Here is a 23,741-nt window from a genome sequence, read left to right as displayed (position 1 = left end):
CCGCAATGATAACCGTTGCCACCTACAGTGGGTGTCATGCTTGGCGACGGAAACGGCTGGGTCCACGCACCCGACGGCACACGACTCTGGGGGCGCTACGGCGCGGCCGGCCTCTTCCTCGTCGCCGGCGAGGGTGATAACGCGAAAGTGCTGCTCCAGCACCGCGCCGTCTGGACCGCCCAAGGCGGCACGTGGGGCGTGCCCGGTGGCGCTCGCGACAGCCACGAGACCCCGGCCGAGGCCGCCATCCGCGAGTCCGTGGAGGAGTGCGGCATCGACCCGGAGCGCATCCGGGTGGTGCAGGAACTGGTCACCACCGACGTACCCGGGTGGAGCTACACCACCGTCATCGCGCGGTGCGATGCCCCGCTTGGCGTCACCGCCAACGAGGAGTCGGAGGAGCTTCGGTGGGTGCCACTGCGCGACGTTTCGGGGTTTGCTCTCCACCCGGGCTTCGCTGCGTCGCTAGGCAATGTGCTCGAAATAGCGATGGGGCATACTGATCCGCATGATTGAAGTGCAAGGCCTGACCAAGCGGTACGGCGCCGTCCAAGCGGTTGAAGACCTCACCTTCACGGTCAAACCCGGCGTGGTCACCGGCTTCCTCGGCCCCAACGGCGCAGGTAAATCCACCACCATGCGCATGATCCTGGGGCTAGACAAACCCACCGCCGGCACCGCGCTCATCGACGGCGTGCCCTACCGCTCCCTCGAGAACCCCGCGCGCAAAGTGGGCGCGCTTCTCGACGCCAAAGGGGTCCACCCCAACCGCGCCGCCCGCGCCACCCTGCTCTGGCAGGCGCAGGCGGCGGGCATCGAGCGCTCGCGCGTGGACGAGGTGCTCGCGCTGGTGGGCCTGAGCGACGTCGCCGGCAAGCGCGTCGGCGGCTTCTCCCTCGGCATGGGGCAGCGCCTCGGCATCGCGGCAGCGCTACTGGGTGACCCGGAGTACCTGATCCTGGACGAGCCGGTCAACGGCCTCGACCCCGCCGGCATCCGCTGGGTGCGCGGCCTGCTGCAGTCCCTCGCCGCGGAGGGGCGCACCGTGCTGGTGTCCTCCCACCTGCTCGCCGAGATGGCCCAGACCGCCGAAGAGCTGATCATCATCGGGCGCGGGCGCCTGGTGGCAAACACCTCCGTGGCGGAGTTCATCCGCACCAACTCTGGGGTCACCACCGTTGTGCGCACGCCAACCGAGGACGCGGCGGCCGCGCTGGCCGGCGCGTTGGAGCGCGAGGCGGTGGCGTTTGCGCGCGCCGAGGACGCTGACGGCCGCTGGGTGATCGAAGTTCCCGACCGCACCTCCGACGAGGTCGGCCGCCTGGCGTTCGCCGCCGGCGTGGCCCTGTCCGAGCTTTCCGAGCGCCGCGCCTCCCTCGAAGAGGCCTACATGCGATCCACCGAGGGCCACGCCCAGTACGTCTCATCGGGAGGTACCAATGCTTAACCTGTTTCCCGCCGAGTGGACCAAGCTGCGCTCCACCGCCTCCTTCTGGTGGACCGCCGGCCTGATCCTGCTCTTCAGCGCCCTGTACGGCGCACTTTTTGGCACCCTTTCCCGCTCCGGCGGCCTGCCGTACATCCCCCTCCAGGTGGTGGCTACCGTTGCCATGACCACGGGCATCATCGTGATTGTGCAGCAATCCATGCTGGTCACCACCGAGTACCGCTTTGGCATCCCCGCCACGAACTTCCGGGTGGCGCCCAAACGGTGGCAGGTGGCCCTGGTCAAACTGGTACTCGGCGCGCTCCTGGCGGCCGTGCTCACATGCCTGGGGTTGGTCCTCGCCTACGTGCTCGGCGACCTCACCGCCACCGTGCCCGCCGACTGGCCCAGCAACCCCGCCGCGCGGCGCTCGTTGTGGGCCGTGCCGCTGGGGATGGCGCTGATAGCCATGTTCCAGCAGGGCGTGGGGTGGCTCGTGCGCAACACCTCCGGCGCCGTGGTGACGGGCATGGGCATGATGCTGCTTGTAGAGACCGTCGTCGTGCTCATCCCGCGCCTCGGCCCCGACGTGGCGAAGTATCTCCCGTTTGGCAACCTCATCGCGTTCATGACCAACCAACCCACCGCGTACTGGTCCCTCGGCACGTCGCTGGGCATCTTCGTGGCGTGGGCGGTGGCGCTGTGGGTCGCCGGCGTGGCCACGCTGGAGGCCCGCGACGCGTAGGTGGCCTGGCGCAGTCCCGCCCAGCCGCAAATGGTGAGAGGCCGATGGTGAGAATCCGCCCATAGGGGGGGAGTTGTCAGTGGGTGAATGCGCCACCACGACCGGGAGGTTGTTATGGCTCATCGTTGGACTCCGAAAGATACCAAGGCCGCTGCGGTGGCGCGGGTGGTTGCAGGCGACGACGTCAGCGAGATCGCCCGCGATGCCGGTGTGAAATTCCAGACCGTGTACAGATGGGTCAAACAAGCCGGTGCTGTCGCGCCGACGAAGGCGTTAGCGCGTGAGCGCGACCAGCGCCTCGATGACGCGGTGGCGTTAGTGACCTCGGGGATGTCGGTGCCGGATGCCGCTGCGGCGTTGGGGATGTCACCGGGTGCGTTGTACCCGCGGTTGGCGAAAGCCGGTGTGGTTACCGAATTGCAGCGAAAGCCCCGCATCACCCCGCAGCAGAAAGCTGATGCGGTCGAGCGAGTAATGGCTGGTGAGCAGGTTGATTCAGTTGCTGCGGCATTCGATCGGTCGGCTAACACGGTATTTCGCTGGGTGCGGCAAGCACGCCAGGTGAAAGCGGTGAAACACCGTGATGGGCCTCAGCGCGCGGACACGCCGGAGGCGTGCGCGTCAAAGGCCTCTGCACACAGCACAGTTGATGGCGTGCCAGCACCAATGAAAACGCGAGCAGGCAGTGTGCCTGCCGACTATGCCGAGGACTGTGTGAACGTAGGCCGCGGGGTCCGGCTGTCGTTTGAAGACCGCCTGACGATCCAGCACGGGTGCAGCCAGGGCCGTTCAGCGAGACAGATCGCAACGCTTCTGGGGCGCCACCATAGCGTGATCAGCCGGGAAATTGCCCGCAACGGGTGGAAAGTTGCCGGCGATGACGGCGAGGTCACGGTGTACTACAACGCCCGGCGTGCCGGCGTGGGTGCCAAGGCGCGTGCGTGTCGGCCGAAGGTACGCAAGCTCGACGACAACCCGCAGCTTCGCGCTGTGGTGGTGGCCTGTCTTGCCCGCCGGTGGTCGCCCGGGCGCATCAGTGTGTGGCTTAAGCACGCTTTCGCCGATGATGAAACCATGCGCATTTCTCACGAAGCGATCTACAGTGCCTTGTACATCCAGGGCAAAGGCAGCCTGCGCGCCGAGCTTGAAGCGGTGATGAAGACCCAAGACGTGCTCATCCGCGGCGGGAAGCGGCGCAAAGCCCGCCCCCGCCCCCGCAACGCCGGTGTGTTAACCGGTAAGCCGTGGGTCAAAGGCGCTGAGATCACCAAGCGCAGCCCGGAGGCCGACGACCGGGCGGTGCCTGGGCACTGGGAAGGCGATCTTGTCATCGGCAAGGGCGGCAAAAGCGCGCTGATTACCCTGGTCGAGCGCACCAGCCGATACACCCTGCTTGGCCATCTGCCCACCGAGCACACATCGATGACGGTGATCGAAACGATCCAGCACATGATCAAAGACCTCAACGCTGAGCAGTTGAAAACCATCACCTGGGACCAAGGCGTAGAGATGGCTGAAACCGCACGTGTGCGCATCAAGGACGGCTGCGAGGTGTACTTTTGCGATCCGCACTCGCCGTGGCAGCGGCCGACGAACGAAAACACCAACGGTGAGATCCGGCGCCGCTTCTACAAAAAAGGCACCGACTTCGCCACCGTCACACCTGAGCATGTCGCTTGGGTACAAAACGAACTCAACGACACACCCCGACAAGTCCTCGGCGGGGCGACACCACGTGAGATACTCGAGCAACTATTCAAACGTGGCGCATTAACCACTTGATCCCGCCGGGCATTTTCACCATCGGTCTCTCACCTTCTGTGCGGGAGGGGGCCGTAACGGGTACTGTTCGGGCTGGGCTACTGAACGGGGGGTTCAGACATGGATGGTTCGCGCAAGAACGCGCTGCTGGAGCTGTTGGTGGACGTTCGTCGGGTCGCCGCGCACGACGAGGCGACCCACTCGCGGTTGCGGGGTGGCGAGATGCGGCAGCTGACCGCGTCGGTGTACGTCGAGAAGGCGCAGTGGGACGCGTTGCCCGGCTACGAGCAGGAGTTTCTTCGGTGTTGCGCCGCGTCCAGGCAGAGCCGGAAGGCGATTCTGGTCGGCTTCTCGGCCGCCCGCATGTGCGACGTGTGGGTGCACTCCGACGTCAGGCCGGGCGTGCAGGTCGCGCTGGCGAGCGGCAAGCCGCCGTCGGCAAAGGCGCAGAGCCCGGGCATTGAGTACAGGCGGATGGCGGTCCCGGCCGGAGACGTGGTCGAGCGCGCCGGGATCCGCTTCACCAACGCTGTCCGCACCGCCGTGGATATCGCTCGCAGCGCCGGGGAGCGGTCCGGCATCATTGCGTTTGAAAGCCTCTTGGCGGGGTGCTCCGACGCCGAAGCCGACCTCGTGCGGCAGGAATGCGCGGCGCTGATGCGGCGCATGAAGGGCACGAAGGGCATTAGCAAGGCGCGGGCAGCGCTCGCGAAGGCCACCAACCGGTCCGAGTCCGCGTACGAGACGCTGCTGCGGCTGATCTTGCAAGAGCACGGCATCACATGCCACGCCCAGGTGAGCATCGGTCCGTACCGGGTGGATCTGCTGGTCGGGGACGTCATCATCGAAATCGACGGCCGGGTGAAGTACGCAAAGCAGCCCGAAGACGTGGTGCTGAAACAACTCGAGCGGGAGGACTGGTTGCGGGAGCAGGGCTTCAAGGTGCTGCGCGTCAGTGTTTAGAAGATGGAAATGGTAGCGGTGTGGTGAGTTTGTGGTAGCGCCTGAGTGGGGATCCGGTAGCGGTCCCTGCTCAGGCGTTTTGTGTGTTACTGGTTAGTTTCCAGTCTCATGTTTGGTCCTTCGAGGGTGATGATCTCGGCGCCGGCGATGAGTCGGTTGAGGATGGATTCGGCGATGACGGCGTCCGGGATGGATCTGTACCAGTCTTGCGGGGTGAACTGTGAGGTCACGATTGTTGATCGGTTGCCTTCTCGTTCGGAGAGAATGTTGAAGAGCAGGTGTGCGGTGGTGGCATCGACTGGGGTGGTGAGGAAGTCGTCGAGGACTAGCACGTCGACGCTGATCAACTCGCGGGTGAGTTTGAGCCGGGCTGGGTCGTCGAGTGGCATCACTGCGAAGTGCGCGGCAAGCATGTCGGTGCGGTAGAATCTGGCGGAGTAGTCGTTGCGGCATGCTGCGGTGATCAGTGCTTGGGCGAGGTAGGTCTTGCCGACTGAGGATTTGCCCAAGATGACGATGTTTTGGCCCAGGTGGCACCATTGTCGGTGAGCGAGTCGGCTGACTTGTTCTGGGTTGATGTTGCGGTCAGGCGCGTAGACGACGTCTTCAAGGCAGGCATCGGGGTTTGGCGATCGTGATGCCTTGAGCAGTTTGTTGATGCGGCGTTCGCGTCTGGCCGCGACTTCTTTATCGAGTGCGTAGAGCACCTTTTGTGAGAAGGTCCACGTATCGAAGGTTGGGTCGTTGGCGATGTCGATGACGCTTTTGCCGAAGGCTGTCATGCGCATTGCTGTGAAGTCCGCGAGGACGGATTCGTCGAGGAAACGCTCTTGCGGCGGGGTCGGTGGGGTCATGGCGTTGTGGTTCCTTTCTTGATGAGGTTGTCCAGGCTGAACTGTGCTGCACCACCGAGGTAGGCGCCGCTGGTGTCGCGTGTTGCAGCGGCGGGTGCGTGGGCCGGATGCCCAGGTGTGGCCGGTGCCGGCTGGTCGAAGCCGTGTGGTCGAGTTGCGGCTTCTTTGCGTACGGCGGCCATCATGTTTTTGACCGCGGTGTAGGACACCGCCCGGCGGGTCCCGTCGGAGGAGAGCAGACGCTTACATGCTTCTTCCAGCACGGGCTTGTTGGCGTGTTTGCCCATTGACAGCACGTTTCTGCACGATTGGTACGCCTGGGCCGGGATTGCTTTCGCCGCGATCATTTCCTCGATGACGGTGCGTGTCGCCGGGCCGATTTTTTGGGCTTCGCGCAGGAAGTAATCGCTCGTCCACAGGCCCTGGGTGTGATCCATGTTCGCCGGGATGTGATCGGTATCGGTGACATACGCCCCGCGGGTGTGGGAAAGCGCGTGGGTTGTAACGGCACGGCCACCGTCGAAGACCGTGAGCACTTGCCCGGTGATGCGCACATCGACAGTGCGGCCAACGAGCTGGTGCGGCACGGAGTACCGCACGCTGGCTACGGTGATGTGGAAATCCGGGGCGATCTTGGCGCGTTTCCACTCGGTGCGCTGCCACGGGGTATCGGGAAGTGCTGTCAAAAGGTGTCTTTCATGCGCATCGAAAATGTCTTTGCGGCTTGTCTGCTGGTGACGAAACGGCACCGCCTGGTTGATCTGGTCAACCATCTGCCTAATGCGCGTGTTGAGTTCGTCTAGGTCGACGCACTGGTGGCCATCGAGTGCGTGGATGACCTTGTGGGTGACGATCTTGACTGCGGCTTCGACATTGGCTTTGTCTTTCGGCCGTTTCGACCTCGTGGGCAGCGCTGCGGTGTTGTAATGCTCCAAAAACTGCTCGTAGGTGTCATTGACCTTGCGGTTTCGATCCGCCGCGCTGATCGCGTTCGACGCAGTCGAGGCATTATCCGGCACCACAACCTCAGGCACGCCCCCGAAGTAGGCGAACGCGTGGTGGTGGGCATCAAGCCAGGAATGCTGGCGCTCATCCGGACATGCGAGGGCAAAAATCATCCCGGAATACGGCATTGAGGCAACAAACACGCTGACCTTGATCCCCGGTGCGCCATAAGGGTCGAACAGACGCATCTTGGTGCCTGCCCAATCCACCTGCATGGTGTGCCCCGGTGTATGGGTGATGCGTGCGGTCAAACCGGCCGCATCGACATGGGACGCCACCAACTGGCGAAACCGGTCGTAGCTGTAATGGAGCTGGCCGGGTAAAGCAGGTGTGGAGGTGTAGCGAGCCCACAGCACTTGCAGTGTCTGCTTGTTACGCCCGGTGCGGGCTTTGACCACCGCATCGAAATCGATGGGGACGAATTCGCCCTGGCCTGTGCTGCGCCCATCGACGAATAACTCATCGAGCTCATCATCCGTCAGCGCCAACACCTGGTCGACGGTGCGAATCCCGAGGGATCGAAGCACCTGGTTCGACCGGGAAATCGCGCGGTGCGAGCATCCGAGCTGTTGTTCAATCTGGCGGTACGAACGCTGCTGCACAAGCAGCTTCATCACCGCCCGGTAATCCGTCATCAGCGGACTCCTTCCGGTAACCGGCCACACCCCTGCGGTGCAACCACCCGAAAGCATCACCCGCCACCGCAAACCCCGCTACCGGATACCCACTGAACCGCTACCCGAAAGTCACCACACCGCTACCAACTAGCCGGTCGCAACACGTCAGGACCGGCGAGATCGACCGCAACGAGGTAGAGGTGGTGCGCCGTGTTCTAGACAAGCTCGAGGAGGAATCGCGGCCGTTGCGGGAGCAGCCGCGCCTGTACGAGCCGAGGGGGCCACGGCGCCAGCAGTTCTTCCCCCAAGCGCTGGCCGAGCAACTCGGCCGCAAATGGTGAACTAAGCATGGTGAGAATGCGCCAAAATGGGCGGAGTTGTCAGTGGGTGAATGCGCCACCACGACCGGGAGGTTGTTATGGCTCATCGTTGGACTCCGAAAGATACCAAGGCCGCTGCGGTGGCGCGGGTGGTTGCAGGCGACGACGTCAGCGAGATCGCCCGCGATGCCGGTGTGAAATTCCAGACCGTGTACAGATGGGTCAAACAAGCCGGTGCTGTCGCGCCGACGAAGGCGTTAGCGCGTGAGCGCGACCAGCGCCTCGATGACGCGGTGGCGTTAGTGACCTCGGGGATGTCGGTGCCGGATGCCGCTGCGGCGTTGGGGATGTCACCGGGTGCGTTGTACCCGCGGTTGGCGAAAGCCGGTGTGGTTACCGAATTGCAGCGAAAGCCCCGCATCACCCCGCAGCAGAAAGCTGATGCGGTCGAGCGAGTAATGGCTGGTGAGCAGGTTGATTCAGTTGCTGCGGCATTCGATCGGTCGGCTAACACGGTATTTCGCTGGGTGCGGCAAGCACGCCAGGTGAAAGCGGTGAAACACCGTGATGGGCCTCAGCGCGCGGACACGCCGGAGGCGTGCGCGTCAAAGGCCTCTGCACACAGCACAGTTGATGGCGTGCCAGCACCAATGAAAACGCGAGCAGGCAGTGTGCCTGCCGACTATGCCGAGGACTGTGTGAACGTAGGCCGCGGGGTCCGGCTGTCGTTTGAAGACCGCCTGACGATCCAGCACGGGTGCAGCCAGGGCCGTTCAGCGAGACAGATCGCAACGCTTCTGGGGCGCCACCATAGCGTGATCAGCCGGGAAATTGCCCGCAACGGGTGGAAAGTTGCCGGCGATGACGGCGAGGTCACGGTGTACTACAACGCCCGGCGTGCCGGCGTGGGTGCCAAGGCGCGTGCGTGTCGGCCGAAGGTACGCAAGCTCGACGACAACCCGCAGCTTCGCGCTGTGGTGGTGGCCTGTCTTGCCCGCCGGTGGTCGCCCGGGCGCATCAGTGTGTGGCTTAAGCACGCTTTCGCCGATGATGAAACCATGCGCATTTCTCACGAAGCGATCTACAGTGCCTTGTACATCCAGGGCAAAGGCAGCCTGCGCGCCGAGCTTGAAGCGGTGATGAAGACCCAAGACGTGCTCATCCGCGGCGGGAAGCGGCGCAAAGCCCGCCCCCGCCCCCGCAACGCCGGTGTGTTAACCGGTAAGCCGTGGGTCAAAGGCGCTGAGATCACCAAGCGCAGCCCGGAGGCCGACGACCGGGCGGTGCCTGGGCACTGGGAAGGCGATCTTGTCATCGGCAAGGGCGGCAAAAGCGCGCTGATTACCCTGGTCGAGCGCACCAGCCGATACACCCTGCTTGGCCATCTGCCCACCGAGCACACATCGATGACGGTGATCGAAACGATCCAGCACATGATCAAAGACCTCAACGCTGAGCAGTTGAAAACCATCACCTGGGACCAAGGCGTAGAGATGGCTGAAACCGCACGTGTGCGCATCAAGGACGGCTGCGAGGTGTACTTTTGCGATCCGCACTCGCCGTGGCAGCGGCCGACGAACGAAAACACCAACGGTGAGATCCGGCGCCGCTTCTACAAAAAAGGCACCGACTTCGCCACCGTCACACCTGAGCATGTCGCTTGGGTACAAAACGAACTCAACGACACACCCCGACAAGTCCTCGGCGGGGCGACACCACGTGAGATACTCGAGCAACTATTCAAACGTGGCGCATTAACCACTTGATCCCGCCGGCCAGCTTCACCATGCTTAGTTCACCATTTGCGGGCACCCCTACTGCAGCGCGGACGTCAGTTTCATCACGTTGTCCACGTACCGCCGGTACCAGGGCCTGCGCGACCACCGCTCGAGCGTCAGCTCCCGCGACACGGCCAGGTAGTTCGCACCGAGCTGCTCAAGCGCGTCGATGAGCCCGCCGGAGGCGACAAGCAGGGACGATTCGTAGTTCAGCGAGAACGAGCGGATGTCCATGTTGGAGGACCCCACCACGCCGACGCCACCCTCGCGCCCCGGATCCGCCAGCACGAACTTCGTGTGCAGCACGTAGGGCGCCGGGAACTCCCAGATGCGCACGCCGGCCTTGAGCAGCTGCTGGTAATACGCGGACTGCGCGTGCTGCACCACGAACTGGTCGGCCCGCTCGCCCACGAGCAGGTCCACGCGCACCCCGCGATAACAGGCGGAGGTGATCGCCTCCAGCAGCGACTCCTCCGGCACGAAGTAGGGCGAGCACAGGGTGAGCTGCTCTTTCGCGTTGTGCACGATCGTGTTGAACATGCGCAGGTTCGGCTCCGTGAGGTAGCCCGGCCCGGAGGGCACGAGCTGGAACACATTGCTTCTCGACGCCTCCTCCGGCCCCTCCACCGACTGGACCTGCGACCCCAATTCCATCGTCTCCCCGGACTCGGTGTACCAGTCCACGGCGAACATGGACTCGACGGAGCCCACGATCGGGCCCTCCAGCTCCACGAATGCGTCGACCCATTGGCGGCCGGCGCGCCGGTGGCCGCGCATGAGGTAGCCGCGGTCGATGAGGTTGAACGAGCCCATCAGTGCCACCCGCGAGTCGATCACCACCAGCTTGCGGTGGTTGCGCAGGTCGGGGCGGCGCCAGCGTCCGCGCAGGGGTGCCAGGGGCAGCATCATGTGCCAGTCCACGCCGATCGCAGTCAGCCGTCGCTTCAACGCGCGGAACCCGGGGTATTTGGACGAGCCGATGTGGTCGAACAGCAGCCGCACGTGCACCCCTCGCGCGACGGCGCGCTCCAGGGCGCGGAACACCACGTCGGTGGTGTCGTCCCAGGCGACGGCATAGATTTCGATGGAGATGGTGGCGGATGCTTCGTCGATAAGCGTGGCCATGCGCCGCATTGTCTTGCTGTAGTCCGCCCACAGGGCGCGCACTTGGCCGCGGACGGCGGGGTAGCCGGTGAGCTCGCGGTTGAGGTGGACCAGCGACGCGGTCTCGGGCGGGAGGTGGCGGACCGTGTCGTCGGGGCCGGCCCATGCCCCGTCCAGCGAGCGGCGCGCCTGCACCTGGATGCGGTGGCGGCGGCGGGAGACAAACGTGGAGCCGAACAGCAAGTACAACGGCAGACCCACCACCGGCAGGAGCAGGATGAGCAGCAGCCAGGCGTTGGCGGAGGACGGCTTGCGCCCGCCCGGCACCACGCCGATCATGACGAACTTAATGGCGTAGTCCACGACCATGGCCGCGAACTGCCACCAGGACAGGTCGAGCGTCATCGGTTACTCATCGGACCTCGTCGTAGGCCAGGCCGCGGGTGTCGTACTCCACGATCACGGGTGCGTGGTCGGACGCGCCTTTGCCCTCGCGCTCTTCCACATCCACGTAGGCCTTTTCCACGCGCTCGAACAGGGGCTTGGTGGCCAGCTGGAAGTCGATGAGCATGCCCTCGTTTTTCTGAAACCGCATGGACTTGTAGTCCCAGAACGAGTACTGGTCCTCGTGCGTGACCTGATGCAGCCCGGCCTCCAGCAGCATCTGGAACGCGGCGCGCTCCGGCTCCGTCACATGGGTCTTGCCCTCGAACCAGGCCGCGTCCCAGACGTCCTCATCGCGCGGGGCCACGTTGAAGTCGCCCATGTACACCTGCAGCTCGCCCGGCTGCACCTGGTCCGCCAGGGACCAGAGGAACTGCAGCTTGTAGTCGTAGTGCGGGTCACCGATCTCGCGGCCGTTGGGCACGTACAGGCTCCACACGTCCACCCCGCCGCACACCGCACCCACGGTGCGCGCCTCGATCTCCGGGTCGCCCTTCTTGGCAAACCCGGGTTGGCCGTCGAAGTGGTCGCGGACATTGTCCAGCCCCACCCGCGACGCGATGGCCACGCCGTTCCACTGGTTCACGCCCACATGGGCGACCTCGTAACCGGCGGCCTCGAACGTGGCGTAGGGGAACTTCGCGTCCGCGGTTTTCGTCTCCTGCATCGCCAGCACGTCCACGTCCTCGCGCTCGAGGAAGGCGGCGATCCGCTCGGCGCGGGTGCGCACCGAGTTCACGTTCCATGTGGCGATTCGCATGCGGCCTAGCCTAGCGCCAGCCGCCTGCGGTGGTGTTCGAGTGCTCCCTCGGGCACATCGCCTATCGACGCCACACCAAAGGCATCCCCCGCCTCCCACACAACCTGCTCGTCTTGGAGGGTCCACCCGGCTCCAATGACCTTGAACGCCGGTTTGCCGATCCGCTCGGGGATGGTCAGGCGCACGGGGAGGTTGCGCTGGGTGTAGAAGGACCGGATGGCGTCGATAGGCACGGGCTCAAAGCCGGCGGAGGGGCCCAGCGGCACGGCGGAGTTTGCCTCGTCGGATGCGCCGGTGCGCATGAGCCAGCCGCCGGCCCAGGCCTTTTCGTGCACGTCGAGGCGCTCGGCGAGGCGGGCCTCCAGCGCGCGGATTTCGGAGTTGCGGACGGTGCGCGGGGACAGCTTCTTGATGATGTGCACGTCCGCGACCTCAATCGCCTCCTTCGCGGAGGGGAAACCGCCGACCTCCTGTGGGCGGATCACCAGCGGGTCCAGCGAGACCACGTGGCCGATGATGTCGCTGGCGTGCTCGCCGCGGCGCTGGCGCACCACCACACGATCACCGACCGCGACCTCGTCAGAGCGGAAAATCCGGGACACGGTTACTCGTCGTGGCCGAAGGGGTCTTCGTCCGTGCCCGGCAGCCAGGTGTGGCCGGCTTCCTTCCACCCGTTGTCGCGGATGACGCGCTTGGCCTCCTTCTTGTAGCGGCCGGTGAGCACGTCGGTGTAGAGGTAGCCGTCCAGGTGGCCCGTTTCGTGCTGTAGGCAGCGGGCGAAGAAGCCCGTGCCCTCGACCTCGATCTCGTTGCCGTGTTCGTCTAGGCCCGTCACCTTCGCCCAGTCCGCGCGGCCGGTGGGCCAGCTGTAGCCCGGCACGGAGAGGCAGCCTTCGTCGTCCTCGCCGTCGTCCGCGGGCATGGTCTTGGGGATCTCGGAGGTTTCCAGCACCGGGTTGATCACGGTGCCGCGGCGCATCTGGTCGCCGTCCGGGCAGTGGTAAACAAACAGGCGCAGCGGCACGCCGATCTGGTTGGCGGCCAGGCCCACGCCGTGTGCGGCGTCCATGGTTTCGTGCATGTCGGCGATGAGCTCTTTGAGCTCCTCCACGGGCTGGGTGACTTCCTTGGTGGGCTCGTGCAGCACCGGATCGCCGTGGATAACGATGGGTCGGATTGTCATGCCAATATATTAGGCATGCTCTCCGACACCGACCTCGCCGTGCTCCGCTTCGCCGCGCGCGCCCCCAGGTCGGTCGGCGCGCGCGAGGACGCCGTGCGCTCCGAGCTGGGCATGCAGCCGATCCGCTACTACCAGCGCCTGAACAGGCTGCTGGACTCGCCCGACGCGCTCGCCGCCGAGCCGCAGCTGGTGCGGAGGTTGCAGCGGCTTCGCGACGGCCAGGGGCACCCCAACCTCTAGTTGAGGTTTACGGTGTGTTGTGTCGGCCCAGTGCGGCGGTGTGGTTAGAGTTACTGGTGTGACTCAAGACAACTCTGGCAACGACCGCCCCGACCTCGAGCCCGACACCGGCTCCACGCGCTACACCCCGTCCTCGCGCGAGGGTGGGGACGAGACTGCGTACGACGCTGGGTACGACGCTGTGTACGACGCCGAGATCGTCGACGACGACCCCGCCTACCGCGGTGCGCACCGCCGAGACGAGGATGATGCCGACTACGACGTCGTCTACGCAGGTGGCGCCGACGATGCGGTCTACGACGAGCCCTACGAGGATGAGCCGGGCGAGCGCGCAGCCGGCGGCGCCGAGGGCGGCCTGCCCAAGCGCGGGCTGGCCATGATCCTCATCGCAGTGGCGGCGCTTCTGGCGCTGTGGGGCATTTGGAAGCTGACCCAGGACGACGCGGACGACACGGACGGCGCCGGCGAGGATGCCGCAGCGACCTCATCCACCGTGATCGGCACCCCTGCCGCCCCGGCCGCGTCGCCGTCGCAGGACCCCAACGCGCAGCCCAGCCAGCCGTCGCAGGACCCGAACGCCCAGGCCACCGCGACGGTGACCGACACCGTCCCCGCCGACGAGCAGAACGCGCAGGACCCCAACGCGCAGCCTGACCAGGGCGCTGGGGGCCAGCCCGCACCCGCGCCGGCACCGGCACCGGCGGGGGATACTCTCGACGCGGCCTCCGCCCAGGTGTACGTCTACAACAACTCCGGCGTGCCGGACCTGGCCAGCCGCACCGCTGACCAGCTGAAGGGCCAGTTCAACGTGGCCAACGATTCCGCGGACGCCGCTGTGATGAACATGCCGGAGCAGGTCTACGGCGTCTTCCCGGAGACCTACGTCTTCTATGACCCGGCCGTGCCGGGCGCCGAGCAGGTGGCGGCGGATGTGGCCGGCCGCGTGGGCGGCACTGTGCGCGCGAAGAGCGACATTCCGGACGGCGCGAGCCTGCCGGAGCAGGCGAACAACCGCGAGTCCGTCACGGTCGTCCTGGCTCGCTAGAACCAGCACCCGGGCCCGCCAGCCCACAGATGGTGAGCCAAGGATGGTGAAAATGCCCGGCGGGATCAAGTGGTTAATGCGCCACGTTTGAATAGTTGCTCGAGTATCTCACGTGGTGTCGCCCCGCCGAGGACTTGTCGGGGTGTGTCGTTGAGTTCGTTTTGTACCCAAGCGACATGCTCAGGTGTGACGGTGGCGAAGTCGGTGCCTTTTTTGTAGAAGCGGCGCCGGATCTCACCGTTGGTGTTTTCGTTCGTCGGCCGCTGCCACGGCGAGTGCGGATCGCAAAAGTACACCTCGCAGCCGTCCTTGATGCGCACACGTGCGGTTTCAGCCATCTCTACGCCTTGGTCCCAGGTGATGGTTTTCAACTGCTCAGCGTTGAGGTCTTTGATCATGTGCTGGATCGTTTCGATCACCGTCATCGATGTGTGCTCGGTGGGCAGATGGCCAAGCAGGGTGTATCGGCTGGTGCGCTCGACCAGGGTAATCAGCGCGCTTTTGCCGCCCTTGCCGATGACAAGATCGCCTTCCCAGTGCCCAGGCACCGCCCGGTCGTCGGCCTCCGGGCTGCGCTTGGTGATCTCAGCGCCTTTGACCCACGGCTTACCGGTTAACACACCGGCGTTGCGGGGGCGGGGGCGGGCTTTGCGCCGCTTCCCGCCGCGGATGAGCACGTCTTGGGTCTTCATCACCGCTTCAAGCTCGGCGCGCAGGCTGCCTTTGCCCTGGATGTACAAGGCACTGTAGATCGCTTCGTGAGAAATGCGCATGGTTTCATCATCGGCGAAAGCGTGCTTAAGCCACACACTGATGCGCCCGGGCGACCACCGGCGGGCAAGACAGGCCACCACCACAGCGCGAAGCTGCGGGTTGTCGTCGAGCTTGCGTACCTTCGGCCGACACGCACGCGCCTTGGCACCCACGCCGGCACGCCGGGCGTTGTAGTACACCGTGACCTCGCCGTCATCGCCGGCAACTTTCCACCCGTTGCGGGCAATTTCCCGGCTGATCACGCTATGGTGGCGCCCCAGAAGCGTTGCGATCTGTCTCGCTGAACGGCCCTGGCTGCACCCGTGCTGGATCGTCAGGCGGTCTTCAAACGACAGCCGGACCCCGCGGCCTACGTTCACACAGTCCTCGGCATAGTCGGCAGGCACACTGCCTGCTCGCGTTTTCATTGGTGCTGGCACGCCATCAACTGTGCTGTGTGCAGAGGCCTTTGACGCGCACGCCTCCGGCGTGTCCGCGCGCTGAGGCCCATCACGGTGTTTCACCGCTTTCACCTGGCGTGCTTGCCGCACCCAGCGAAATACCGTGTTAGCCGACCGATCGAATGCCGCAGCAACTGAATCAACCTGCTCACCAGCCATTACTCGCTCGACCGCATCAGCTTTCTGCTGCGGGGTGATGCGGGGCTTTCGCTGCAATTCGGTAACCACACCGGCTTTCGCCAACCGCGGGTACAACGCACCCGGTGACATCCCCAACGCCGCAGCGGCATCCGGCACCGACATCCCCGAGGTCACTAACGCCACCGCGTCATCGAGGCGCTGGTCGCGCTCACGCGCTAACGCCTTCGTCGGCGCGACAGCACCGGCTTGTTTGACCCATCTGTACACGGTCTGGAATTTCACACCGGCATCGCGGGCGATCTCGCTGACGTCGTCGCCTGCAACCACCCGCGCCACCGCAGCGGCCTTGGTATCTTTCGGAGTCCAACGATGAGCCATAACAACCTCCCGGTCGTGGTGGCGCATTCACCCACTGACAACTCCCCCCATTTCGGGCCGGATTCACCATCCTTGGCTCACCATTTGTGCGCAGAACGGCAGACCCCCGCATAAAAACCACCGCCGGAGCCAGTCAAACGCGCCCCACCGGATAGGCTCGAGCACTATGGATCCATTCCGCGACTTTGCCAGGTCCGCAGGCCCGACGCTCGGCGTCGAGTGGGAGATCTGCCTCGTTGACCCGGAGACGCGCGACCTCGTGCCCCGCGCGGCCGAGGTCATCGACGAAGTGCAGGCCAGGCACCCCGACATCCACCTCGAGCCGGAGTTCCTGCAGAACACGATCGAGCTAGTCACCCCCATCTGCGCCAACACCAGCGAGGCTATTCAGGCGCTAAACAAGGACCTCACCGCCATCAAGGAGGTCGCGGACGAGAAGGGCCTCAAGCTCTGGGCGAGCGGCGGCCACCCGTTCTCGGATTTCCGCACCAACCCGCTGAGCCCGAAGAACACGTACGAGGAGATCGTCAACCGCACCCAATACTGGGGCCAGCACATGCTGCTGTGGGGGATCCACTGCCACGTGGGCATCAGCCACGAGGACAAGGTGTGGCCCATCATCAACGCGGTGATGACCAAGTACCCGCACCTTCTGGCCATCTCGGCGTCGAGCCCGGGGTGGGACGGCATCGACACCTCGTACGCCTCCAACCGCACCATGCTCTACCAGCAGCTTCCCACCGCGGGCATGCCGTACCAGTTCCAGAGCTGGGACGAGTGGGTCAGTTTCATGCGCGACCAGCAGACGTCGGGCGTGATCAACCACACCGGCTCCATGCACTTCGATGTCCGCCCGGCCGCGAAGTGGGGCACCATCGAGGTCCGCATCTCGGACGCGACGAGTAATCTGCGCGAGCTCGCGGCCGTCGTCGCGCTCACGCACTGCCTCATCGTGCATTACGACCGCATGCTCGAGCGCGGCGCGGAGCTGCCCACCCTGCAGCAGTGGCACGTCGCGGAGAACAAGTGGCGCGGGGCCCGCTACGGCATGGACGCCCTGGTCATCACCAACCGCGACACGGACGAGGCGTGGGTGAAAGACGAGCTGCAGCTGCTTATCGACGAGCTGACGCCCGTCGCCGCCGACCTCGGCTGCGTGGACGAGCTGAACCTAGTCCGCGAGATTATCCAGCGCGGCGCGGGGTATGAGCGCCAGCGCGCCATCTACGCCCGCACCGGCGACTGGAAGGACGTCGTGGACGCCACCTGCGCGGAGATGTGGGAGCTTACCCCTTAGGGTTCATGCGCCGCGGGTGGTAGCTGGCCGGGCGGTCGTTGCGGCTGAGCTGCTCCTCGCCGCCGTAGAGGCCCTCGCGGCGGGCGATGCGGCCCACGCGCTGCGCGGTGACCGGGCTGGTCATCAGCGCGAACAGCACGAGCAGGACCATCATGCCGATGTCGCCTTTTTCGTGCACGCCGAAGTCGTCGGCGGTGGTGACGCGGATAATGGTGCCGGTGATCATGAGCACCAGCCCGGTGGTCTGCGGCTTGGTCACCGCGTGCACGCGGGCGAGGGTGGAGTTGAACCGGGCGGTGCCCACGGCGGCGGAGAAGACCAAAAACGCGCCGGGGAGGATGAAGATAAGCGAGATGATGTCGGTAATCATAGGGAACCGTCCCTCTTGCGGAAGCGGGCCACGGACAGCGTGGCGATGAAGCCGAGCAGGGCAATGACGATCATGACGTTGACTACCGTGGTGTCTAGCGTCCAGCAGATGTAGAGCGCCAGCGCGCACTGCAGGGAGGCGGTGATGCCGTCGTTGGCCAGCAGGCGATCCATGGAGTCGGGGCCGACGACGATCCGCCAGGCGAAGATGAAGAAGCCGGCGACGAGGAACACCGCGGCCACGGTCAAAAAGACGGTGTAGATGGTGCTGTCCATGTCAGCGTCCTCCTTCAAAGATGGCAATCATTTGGCGCTCCAATTTTTCTACGTTGGCAATTTCGCGGGCGATGTCCTCGTCGGTCTCGGCGTGGAGGACATGGATGGTCCACTCGCGGTTGGCCAGGTCAATGTCGGTGGCCGTGCCGCCGGGCTGCAGGTTGTAAGCGCAGGCGGCCAGGTAGAGCACCATCTCGTTGCTCAGGCGCATGGGCACCCGCAGGATGGCGTTTCTTGGCTGGGGCGCCCGGCGCAGGGACAGCCACACCACTTTGGCGGAGGCCGTCAAGAGGTCCCAGAACCACTCCGCCATAAACGCGGCGAGTTTGAGCCAGTTGACCCGGTTGCCGCTGCGCGGGATCGGTGGCAGGGGCAGGGCCAGCACGATGATGGTGCCCAGGGCAAGCCCGGCGACCACGTTGCCCCAGCTGATCTCGCCCATGAGCAGGAGCCACATGAAGGTCAGCCACACCACCGACCACGGCCGGAAGCGGTTGGAGAGTCCAGAAAGCATTACTTCTCCACCTCGTTCGATTCAGCGTCTGCGGGCTCCGGCACCATCTCGGTGGTCACGCCGGTGAACGTGGGCCCGGCCGGGCTGGAGTTGTCGCGGCGGTCTAGGGTATCGCGCTTGCCGCCCTCGCCGCTTTCCTCGCGGAAGGCGTCCAGGTCGCGGGTGGGGTCCGAAGGGTCGTCGCCAAGCACGGCGCCGCGGTAGATGGACAGGTCTGTGGCGGACTGGGCCGCGCGGTCCGTGATGTTGGACATCGGGCCGGCCAGGAAGGTGATGGCCGTGGACGTGGCCACCAACAACGCGGTGGACAGGAACATGCCCACGGGGATGCGGCCCACGTCGTCGCGGTCGCCGGAGGCAACGGTTTCCTCGCGCGCGACCAAGTTGGCAGGGCGGGCGAGCACGACGTCGCCCTCGGGTGCATCGGCGCGGTCGCGCAAGAAACCCTGGGACCACACGCTCATCATGGCGTAGAGGGTGAGCAGGGAGGTGACCACGGCACCGCCGATAAGTACCCACGCCAGCCACGAGCCGTCCTCGGCGCCGGCCTGGATGAGCATGACCTTGCCCAGGAAGCCGGACAGCGGCGGGATGCCGCCGAGGTTCAGCGCCGGGATGAGGTAGAGCACCCCGATCACGGGCGCGGTGTAGAGCAGCGAGCCCAGGCGGCGCAGGTTCGAAGACCCGGCCTGGCGCTCCACCAGGCCCACCACCAGGAACAGGGAGGTCTGCACCAGGATGTGGTGCACGGCGTAGAAGATGGCGCCGGACAGCCCTTCCACGGAGCCGAGGGCCACGCCGAAGATCATGTACCCGATGTGGCTGACCAGGGTAAACGACATCAGGCGTTTGATGTCGTTTTGGGCGATTGCGCCCATCACGCCCACGATCATGGTCAAAAGCGCCACCACCATCAGGGTGGAGTCCAGCGAGCCGTCCGTGAACACCGTGGAGCGCACGCGGATGATGGCGTACACGCCCACCTTGGTCAAAAGCCCCGCGAAGACGGCGGTGACGATGGAGGCGGCGGTGGGGTAGGAGTCCGGCAGCCAGGCGTCCAGGGGGAAGATGGCGGCCTTGATGCCGAACGCCACGATGAAGGTGGCGAAGATGGCCGCGCTGGTGCCGGAGGGCAGCTCCGACATGCGCTCGCCGGCCTGGGCCATGTTCACCGTGCCGGTGGACGCGTACACCAAGGCGAGCCCGAATAGGAAGATCATGGAGGATGCCAGGGAGACCAAGGTGTAGCCGATGCCGGCGCGCACGCGCTGGGGCGAGGCGCCCAGGGTGAGCAGCACGTAGGACGCCACCAGGAACACCTCGAAGCCCACGTACAGGTTGAACATGTCGCCGGCCAGGAAGGACAGGTTCACGCCCAAGGTCAGCAGCATGTAGGTGGGTAGGAAGACGGCCACTGGGTCGTCCTCGTCGCCGTCGCGCAGGCCCTGGGAGATGCCGTACCACATCACCGCGAACAGCACGATGGAGGAGACGAACAGCATGATGGAGGACAACCGGTCCGCCACCATCGTGATGCCCACCGGTGCGTCCCAGCCGCCCATCTGCACGGTCTGGATGCCGTGGGTGTCGGCCACGATGATCATCACCGCGGCGATGACGGTCAGGGCAGCCAGGGTGGCCAGTGCGATTGTGCGCTGCAGGTTCACACCGCGAAACAGCGCGATCAGCCCGGCGGCGAGGGCGGGCAGGACGATCGGCATGACGGTGAGGTAGGGCATGGCGGGCAGGGCCCAGTCTGCGAACGTCATAAAGCTAGCTCGCATCGGCGCGCCCCTTCACTTCTTTCACCGGGTCCTCGAACGGCTTCGGGCCGGTTTCGCCCGGGGCGCTGGCCTTGCCGGCCGGCGCGTCGTCGGAATTCTCGCGCTCCGGGCCCGGGGTGTGGGGCCGGGCGGCAACGGCGCGGTCTTCCTCGTCGCGCTCCACCACGTCGTCGGTGCGGTAGCGGTACTGGCGGTAGGCCAGCGCGAGCATGAAGCCCACCATGGACATCGAGATCACGATGGCGGTGAGGATCATGGCCTGGGCGAGCGGGTCGGCCCCGTCGGCCGCCGCCTCAGAGCCGCGCCCGATAATCGGCGGCGAGCCCGCGGGTCCGCCCGATTGCAGCAGGAGCAGGTTCGCGCCGTTGCCGATCAGGGTCACGCCCATGATCATGCGCGTCATCGAGGTGTCCAGCATGAGGTACACCCCGCACGCGATGAGCACACCGGCGCCGATGAGCAGGAACAGGTTCGCTTCCATCTACTCGCTCCTTTCTTCGCGTTTGCTTATGGACGATCCGCTGGCCGCCGCCTGGCGCTGCGCAAACCGCGCTCTGCGGCCCCGCGACAGCGAGCGGCGACGTTCCTCGTTTTTGACCTGCAGCTCGCGCGCGCGGTCGCGGGCGCGCTGCTTGCGTGTGTCTTCCTCGCGGTCCAGGTACGCGCCCATGGAGGCGAGCACGTGCATGATCAGGCCGACGACGATGATGTAGACGCCGGCGTCGAAGACCAGCGCCGACGGCACGGTGACCTCGCCGATCAGCGGCAGCGTGAACTCGGCGTAGGAGGAGGTCAGCGGCGGGTAGCTGAAGAACATGGGCACCACTGCGGCGGCGGTGGTGAACATGATGCCGATGCCCATTACGCGGCCCGGGTGGACCGGTAGCGTCTCTTCCGCCTCTCGGCGCCCGCCGGCCAGGTACCGCAGCGTCAGCGCAAGCGCGGCGACCAAGCCGCCGGCGAACCCGCCGCCCGGCGCGTTGTGGCCGGAGAAGAAGAAGTACGCGGACAGCAGCATCATGGATGGGAACAGCAGGCGGGTGACCACATCCACCAGGATGGAGCGGTTTTGCCCGGTCTCCGTCTCCACGCCGGACGCGAGCCAGCGCGCCTTGGTGGTGGACAGGGTGGGCCGGCGCGACTCCGGCTCGAAGCGGAAGGTGCCGAAGATGAGGCTGGCGGTGCCGGTGGCGGCCGCGACGATCACCAGCGTCTCGCCGAAGGTGTCGGCTGCGCGTAGATCTACCAGCAGCACGTTGACGGTGTTGCGCCCGTGGCCGATCTCGTAGGCCAGCTCCGGCATGTACTTGGAGATGGGGTCTGCAATGCGGGCGGACATGGCAGTCATGGCCACGGTGACCACGGACACGCCGGTGCCGATGGCCAGCCAGGCGCGCAGGCGGTTGTCGTCGTTTCGCGGCTCCGTTTCCGTGGGCATCTTGCGCAGGACCAGCATGAACAGCACCAGGGAGATGGTCTCCACCAACGCCTGGGTCAGTGCCAGGTCCGGTGCGCCGTGCAGCGCGAAAATCAGCGCCATGAAGTAGCCGGTCAGACCCACCATGATCACGCCGGAGAGGCGGTTGTGCTGGAGGGTGGCAAAGAACGCCAGGCCCGCCATGAGGGTGACGGTCAGGCCCTGCCAGACGTTGTCCCACACCGTCATGCGGATGTTGTTGGAATCGCCCAGGATGAGCGCCGCCAGCGGGACCACAGCGAGCACGGTGAAGATCACGGCCAGGTTGATGGACAATGAGCCGCGCTGGGTGGACGCGGTGAGTTTCAGCGACCAGCGCTTGAGTGTGCCCATGATGGCGTCCCAGACATCGTTGGCGTCGCCAAGCGCGGGGCGCTCGAACTGCGCCTTGGCCACAATGTCGCGCTGCCAGAACATGATCGCGCCGGCGGCGATGATCACGGCGGACAGCGCCAGCGGCACCGTGAAGCCGTGCCACAGGGCCAGCTTCGAGCCCTCCACGTCCGGGAAGCGCACGTTCAAGTACTCGTTGATGGGCCTAGAGAGGAACTGCGGCATCAGGCCGAACACCACGGTGCCGGCGGTAAGGACGGCCGGAGGGATCCACAGCTTCGGGTCCACGTGGTGCATGGCTTCCACGGCCTCGGACTGCCCTGCGTCGTTGGTGGACTGCTCCGGCTTGGTGGCAAAGGCGCCGTAGCAGAAGTACACGGAGTAGGCCATGGTGAGGATGGAGCCGACAACCAGCACCACCAGCGTGATGTCGCCGGGCATGCCGATGAGCAGCTCCTCGTGCAGGATGGCGTCCAGCGCTGTCTCTTTGGCCACAAAGCCGAACAGCGGCGGGATGCCGGCCATGGACGCCGCAGAGATGACCGCCAGCACCATGAGGAGCGGCTGCTTCTTGCCCAGCCCGGACAGCTCGCGGATGTCGCGCGTGCCCGTGGAGTGGTCGATGGCGCCGACGATCATGAACAGCGCGGCCTTGAACAGCGAGTGGGCGAAGGTGATGGCCAGGCCCGCCATGGCGGCTTCGCGCGAACCCACGCCGATGACGGTGATGATGAAGCCGAGCTGGCTCACCGTGCCGTAGGCCAGCACCAGCTTCAGGTCCTGCTGCTTCAGGGCCATCCAGCCGCCGAGCAGCATAGTGAACCCGCCGGTGGAGAGCACCACGAGGTGCCAGGTGGTTACCGCAGACAGGTCGGGGGCGAGGCGGGCGACGAGGTAGATGCCCGCCTTCACCATCGCCGCGGAGTGCAGGTACGCAGACACCGGGGTGGGCGCGGCCATCGCGCCGGGCAGCCAGAAGTGCCAGGGCGCCTGGGCGGACTTGGTCAGCGCGCCAAGCATGATTAGCACAATCGCGGCGGAGATGGCCTGGGTGTTTTCAATGTCCGTGATCTGGGAGACCTCGGAGAGCTTCCAAATTCCGGCCTTGTAGCCCAGCAGGTTGATGCCCACCAGCATGGCCAGGCCGCCGAAGGTGGTCACCATGAGCGCCTGCATGGCGGCGCGGCGGGAGGAGGCCCGCTCGCCGTAGTAGGACACCAGCATGTAGGACAGCACCGACGTCAGCTCCCAGAACACGTACATGAGCAGGAAGCTGTCGGCGATGACCAGGCCGTACATGGTGGTGGCGAAGAACGTCAGCTCAAAGCCGAATTTGGCCAGGCGGCGCGGGTTCGAGTCGAAGTAGCCCCAGCAGTAGAGGAGCACCAGCGCGCCCACGCCGAGGACGATCAGGCTGAACAGCCCGGCGAGGGCGTCGAGGCGGAACTCGAGGTTGAGGTTGGTGGACGGCATCCAGGTGAACGCCGCGGCAATTTCGCCGCCGTTGGCGAACACCCCGGTGGCGAAGAGTCTGGCCACCCAGATGAACCCGCCTAGCGGTACGAGCGCGATGATGCCGAACGCGGCGCGGCCCACCGTGCGCAAAAGCACGGGGGCGGCGAGCGTGGCAGCGGTGAGCGCGATGAGCAATGTCAGCACGAGTGCGCGGCCCTCCTTGTGTTGTGCGCGTGCGGGCACACCGCGCCTCAAGCG

At 65.5% G+C, this 23,741-nt stretch carries 23 protein-coding genes and 3 pseudogenes; 12 read left to right on the top strand and 14 right to left on the bottom strand.

Annotated elements, in window-relative coordinates; all coding sequences use genetic code 11:
• The first annotated feature begins 36 nt into the window (after positions 1-36).
• The 6 genes and pseudogenes from CUREI_RS09770 (at position 37) to CUREI_RS09750 (ending at position 4,895) form a co-directional block, all read left to right on the top strand.
• Positions 37-516: an NUDIX hydrolase gene (locus CUREI_RS09770; protein WP_038613086.1), complete on the top strand. Its 480-nt coding sequence runs from the start codon at positions 37-39 to the stop codon at positions 514-516.
• Positions 509-1,447 (top strand): ABC transporter ATP-binding protein, encoded by a 939-nt coding sequence (locus tag CUREI_RS09765; RefSeq protein WP_038613085.1) that lies wholly within the window; start codon positions 509-511, stop codon positions 1,445-1,447. The genes CUREI_RS09770 and CUREI_RS09765 overlap by 8 nt, the downstream gene beginning before the upstream one ends.
• A complete protein-coding gene (locus tag CUREI_RS09760) occupies positions 1,440-2,171 on the top strand; it encodes an ABC transporter permease (RefSeq protein ID WP_038613083.1) in 732 nt (243 codons plus the stop codon). Before CUREI_RS09765 ends, CUREI_RS09760 begins: the two co-directional genes overlap by 8 nt.
• An 87-nt stretch (positions 2,172-2,258) precedes the next feature.
• Positions 2,259-2,726, top strand: a pseudogene (locus CUREI_RS12680) (transposase); the annotation flags it as partial.
• A 111-nt stretch (positions 2,727-2,837) separates the two neighbouring features.
• Entirely contained in the window at positions 2,838-3,953 is a 1,116-nt protein-coding gene (locus CUREI_RS12045; protein WP_236627276.1) for an IS30 family transposase, read from the top strand.
• A gap of 138 nt (positions 3,954-4,091) precedes the next feature.
• Positions 4,092-4,895: an endonuclease domain-containing protein gene (locus CUREI_RS09750; RefSeq protein ID WP_158407462.1), complete on the top strand. Its 804-nt coding sequence runs from the start codon at positions 4,092-4,094 to the stop codon at positions 4,893-4,895.
• An 86-nt stretch (positions 4,896-4,981) separates the two neighbouring features.
• Here the strand turns inward: CUREI_RS09750 and CUREI_RS09745 are convergent, their stop codons facing one another.
• Both CUREI_RS09745 and istA read right to left on the bottom strand, forming a co-directional pair.
• The gene (locus CUREI_RS09745; RefSeq protein ID WP_038613079.1) at positions 4,982-5,749 is read right to left on the bottom strand and encodes an ATP-binding protein; all 768 of its coding nucleotides are present in this window, start codon (positions 5,747-5,749) and stop codon (positions 4,982-4,984) included.
• A complete protein-coding gene (gene istA / locus CUREI_RS09740) occupies positions 5,746-7,389 on the bottom strand; it encodes an IS21 family transposase (protein ID WP_038613077.1) in 1,644 nt (547 codons plus the stop codon). Before istA ends, CUREI_RS09745 begins: the two co-directional genes overlap by 4 nt.
• Before the next feature lie 182 nt (positions 7,390-7,571).
• On the opposite strand from istA, the gene CUREI_RS12465 reads away from it, so the two are divergent.
• The 3 genes and pseudogenes from CUREI_RS12465 to CUREI_RS12040 all read left to right on the top strand — a co-directional run bounded on the left by CUREI_RS12465 (position 7,572) and on the right by CUREI_RS12040 (position 9,457).
• Complete coding sequence (locus CUREI_RS12465; protein ID WP_158407461.1) at positions 7,572-7,712, top strand: hypothetical protein; 141 nt, start codon at positions 7,572-7,574, stop codon at positions 7,710-7,712.
• A 50-nt stretch (positions 7,713-7,762) separates the two neighbouring features.
• A pseudogene (locus tag CUREI_RS12675) lies at positions 7,763-8,230 on the top strand (transposase); the annotation flags it as partial.
• A gap of 111 nt (positions 8,231-8,341) precedes the next feature.
• A complete protein-coding gene (locus CUREI_RS12040; protein WP_236627276.1) occupies positions 8,342-9,457 on the top strand; it encodes an IS30 family transposase in 1,116 nt (371 codons plus the stop codon).
• A 48-nt stretch (positions 9,458-9,505) separates the two neighbouring features.
• On the opposite strand, the gene CUREI_RS09730 is transcribed toward CUREI_RS12040, so the two are convergent.
• The 4 genes from CUREI_RS09730 to CUREI_RS09715 are packed head-to-tail and all read right to left on the bottom strand — an operon-like array spanning position 9,506 to position 12,960.
• Complete coding sequence (locus CUREI_RS09730) at positions 9,506-10,978, bottom strand: phospholipase D-like domain-containing protein (RefSeq protein ID WP_038613075.1); 1,473 nt, start codon at positions 10,976-10,978, stop codon at positions 9,506-9,508.
• A gap of 7 nt (positions 10,979-10,985) precedes the next feature.
• On the bottom strand, positions 10,986-11,777 hold the full coding sequence (locus CUREI_RS09725; protein ID WP_038613073.1) for an exodeoxyribonuclease III: 792 nt from the start codon (positions 11,775-11,777) through the stop codon (positions 10,986-10,988).
• A 5-nt stretch (positions 11,778-11,782) separates the two neighbouring features.
• A complete protein-coding gene (locus tag CUREI_RS09720; RefSeq protein ID WP_051952333.1) occupies positions 11,783-12,379 on the bottom strand; it encodes a GNAT family N-acetyltransferase, cg3035/Rv0428c family in 597 nt (198 codons plus the stop codon).
• A gap of 2 nt (positions 12,380-12,381) precedes the next feature.
• Positions 12,382-12,960 carry a peptide deformylase gene (locus CUREI_RS09715; protein ID WP_038613071.1) on the bottom strand — a complete coding sequence of 193 codons (579 nt, stop codon included), beginning with the start codon at positions 12,958-12,960 and terminating at the stop codon, positions 12,382-12,384.
• 15 nt (positions 12,961-12,975) lie between these two features.
• On the opposite strand from CUREI_RS09715, the gene CUREI_RS09710 reads away from it, so the two are divergent.
• Both CUREI_RS09710 and CUREI_RS09705 read left to right on the top strand, forming a co-directional pair.
• Positions 12,976-13,200 (top strand): DUF3263 domain-containing protein, encoded by a 225-nt coding sequence (locus CUREI_RS09710; RefSeq protein ID WP_038613069.1) that lies wholly within the window; start codon positions 12,976-12,978, stop codon positions 13,198-13,200.
• Between the two features lie 58 nt (positions 13,201-13,258).
• Entirely contained in the window at positions 13,259-14,245 is a 987-nt protein-coding gene (locus CUREI_RS09705; protein ID WP_038613067.1) for a LytR C-terminal domain-containing protein, read from the top strand.
• Positions 14,246-14,310: 65 nt separating this feature from the next.
• Here the strand turns inward: CUREI_RS09705 and CUREI_RS12035 are convergent, their stop codons facing one another.
• Positions 14,311-15,426: an IS30 family transposase gene (locus CUREI_RS12035; RefSeq protein ID WP_236627276.1), complete on the bottom strand. Its 1,116-nt coding sequence runs from the start codon at positions 15,424-15,426 to the stop codon at positions 14,311-14,313.
• Between the two features lie 111 nt (positions 15,427-15,537).
• A pseudogene (locus tag CUREI_RS12670) lies at positions 15,538-15,978 on the bottom strand (transposase); the annotation flags it as partial.
• Between the two features lie 166 nt (positions 15,979-16,144).
• Between CUREI_RS12670 and CUREI_RS09695 the strand changes: the two are divergent.
• The gene (locus tag CUREI_RS09695; RefSeq protein ID WP_038613065.1) at positions 16,145-17,275 is read left to right on the top strand and encodes a glutamate--cysteine ligase; all 1,131 of its coding nucleotides are present in this window, start codon (positions 16,145-16,147) and stop codon (positions 17,273-17,275) included.
• On the opposite strand, the gene CUREI_RS09690 is transcribed toward CUREI_RS09695, so the two are convergent.
• Genes CUREI_RS09690 through CUREI_RS09665 form a run of 6 tightly spaced genes read right to left on the bottom strand, consistent with a single transcriptional unit; the run spans position 17,265 to position 23,687 of the window.
• Positions 17,265-17,645 carry a monovalent cation/H(+) antiporter subunit G gene (locus tag CUREI_RS09690; RefSeq protein WP_038613063.1) on the bottom strand — a complete coding sequence of 127 codons (381 nt, stop codon included), beginning with the start codon at positions 17,643-17,645 and terminating at the stop codon, positions 17,265-17,267. The two genes, CUREI_RS09695 and CUREI_RS09690, sit on opposite strands and share 11 nt — an antisense overlap.
• On the bottom strand, positions 17,642-17,920 hold the full coding sequence (locus CUREI_RS09685) for a monovalent cation/H+ antiporter complex subunit F (RefSeq protein WP_038613061.1): 279 nt from the start codon (positions 17,918-17,920) through the stop codon (positions 17,642-17,644). Before CUREI_RS09685 ends, CUREI_RS09690 begins: the two co-directional genes overlap by 4 nt.
• Before the next feature lies 1 nt (position 17,921).
• Positions 17,922-18,434, bottom strand: coding sequence for a Na+/H+ antiporter subunit E (locus tag CUREI_RS09680; protein WP_038613059.1), 513 nt, complete (start codon positions 18,432-18,434; stop codon positions 17,922-17,924).
• Complete coding sequence (locus tag CUREI_RS09675; RefSeq protein WP_038613051.1) at positions 18,434-20,218, bottom strand: Na+/H+ antiporter subunit D; 1,785 nt, start codon at positions 20,216-20,218, stop codon at positions 18,434-18,436. Before CUREI_RS09675 ends, CUREI_RS09680 begins: the two co-directional genes overlap by 1 nt.
• The gene (locus tag CUREI_RS09670; protein ID WP_038613049.1) at positions 20,208-20,699 is read right to left on the bottom strand and encodes a Na(+)/H(+) antiporter subunit C; all 492 of its coding nucleotides are present in this window, start codon (positions 20,697-20,699) and stop codon (positions 20,208-20,210) included. The genes CUREI_RS09675 and CUREI_RS09670 overlap by 11 nt, the downstream gene beginning before the upstream one ends.
• Positions 20,700-23,687, bottom strand: a complete 2,988-nt coding sequence (locus tag CUREI_RS09665; protein WP_038613047.1) for a Na+/H+ antiporter subunit A — start codon at positions 23,685-23,687, stop codon at positions 20,700-20,702.
• Between the last annotated feature and the right edge of the window lie 54 nt (positions 23,688-23,741).

It is taken from the genome of Corynebacterium ureicelerivorans, assembly GCF_000747315.1.
Taxonomy (GTDB): domain Bacteria; phylum Actinomycetota; class Actinomycetes; order Mycobacteriales; family Mycobacteriaceae; genus Corynebacterium; species Corynebacterium mucifaciens.
This window is presented reverse-complemented; position numbering and strand designations above follow the sequence as displayed.

What these genes read in the sequence shown, in the direction of transcription:
- CUREI_RS09770 (WP_038613086.1), top strand. Translation starts at nt 37, where the DNA reads ATGCTTGGCGACGGAAACGGCTGGGTCCACGCACCCGACGGCACACGA.
- istA (WP_038613077.1), bottom strand. Translation starts at nt 7,389, where the DNA reads ATGACGGATTACCGGGCGGTGATGAAGCTGCTTGTGCAGCAGCGTTCG.
- CUREI_RS09745 (WP_038613079.1), bottom strand. Translation starts at nt 5,749, where the DNA reads ATGACCCCACCGACCCCGCCGCAAGAGCGTTTCCTCGACGAATCCGTC.
- CUREI_RS09670 (WP_038613049.1), bottom strand. Translation starts at nt 20,699, where the DNA reads ATGGAAGCGAACCTGTTCCTGCTCATCGGCGCCGGTGTGCTCATCGCG.
- CUREI_RS09690 (WP_038613063.1), bottom strand. Translation starts at nt 17,645, where the DNA reads ATGATTACCGACATCATCTCGCTTATCTTCATCCTCCCCGGCGCGTTT.
- CUREI_RS12040 (WP_236627276.1), top strand. Translation starts at nt 8,342, where the DNA reads ATGAAAACGCGAGCAGGCAGTGTGCCTGCCGACTATGCCGAGGACTGT.
- CUREI_RS09685 (WP_038613061.1), bottom strand. Translation starts at nt 17,920, where the DNA reads ATGGACAGCACCATCTACACCGTCTTTTTGACCGTGGCCGCGGTGTTC.
- CUREI_RS12045 (WP_236627276.1), top strand. Translation starts at nt 2,838, where the DNA reads ATGAAAACGCGAGCAGGCAGTGTGCCTGCCGACTATGCCGAGGACTGT.
- CUREI_RS09760 (WP_038613083.1), top strand. Translation starts at nt 1,440, where the DNA reads ATGCTTAACCTGTTTCCCGCCGAGTGGACCAAGCTGCGCTCCACCGCC.
- CUREI_RS09725 (WP_038613073.1), bottom strand. Translation starts at nt 11,777, where the DNA reads ATGCGAATCGCCACATGGAACGTGAACTCGGTGCGCACCCGCGCCGAG.
- CUREI_RS09675 (WP_038613051.1), bottom strand. Translation starts at nt 20,218, where the DNA reads ATGCGAGCTAGCTTTATGACGTTCGCAGACTGGGCCCTGCCCGCCATG.
- CUREI_RS09710 (WP_038613069.1), top strand. Translation starts at nt 12,976, where the DNA reads ATGCTCTCCGACACCGACCTCGCCGTGCTCCGCTTCGCCGCGCGCGCC.
- CUREI_RS12035 (WP_236627276.1), bottom strand. Translation starts at nt 15,426, where the DNA reads ATGAAAACGCGAGCAGGCAGTGTGCCTGCCGACTATGCCGAGGACTGT.
- CUREI_RS09730 (WP_038613075.1), bottom strand. Translation starts at nt 10,978, where the DNA reads ATGACGCTCGACCTGTCCTGGTGGCAGTTCGCGGCCATGGTCGTGGAC.
- CUREI_RS09695 (WP_038613065.1), top strand. Translation starts at nt 16,145, where the DNA reads ATGGATCCATTCCGCGACTTTGCCAGGTCCGCAGGCCCGACGCTCGGC.
- CUREI_RS09765 (WP_038613085.1), top strand. Translation starts at nt 509, where the DNA reads ATGATTGAAGTGCAAGGCCTGACCAAGCGGTACGGCGCCGTCCAAGCG.
- CUREI_RS09680 (WP_038613059.1), bottom strand. Translation starts at nt 18,434, where the DNA reads ATGCTTTCTGGACTCTCCAACCGCTTCCGGCCGTGGTCGGTGGTGTGG.
- CUREI_RS09715 (WP_038613071.1), bottom strand. Translation starts at nt 12,960, where the DNA reads ATGACAATCCGACCCATCGTTATCCACGGCGATCCGGTGCTGCACGAG.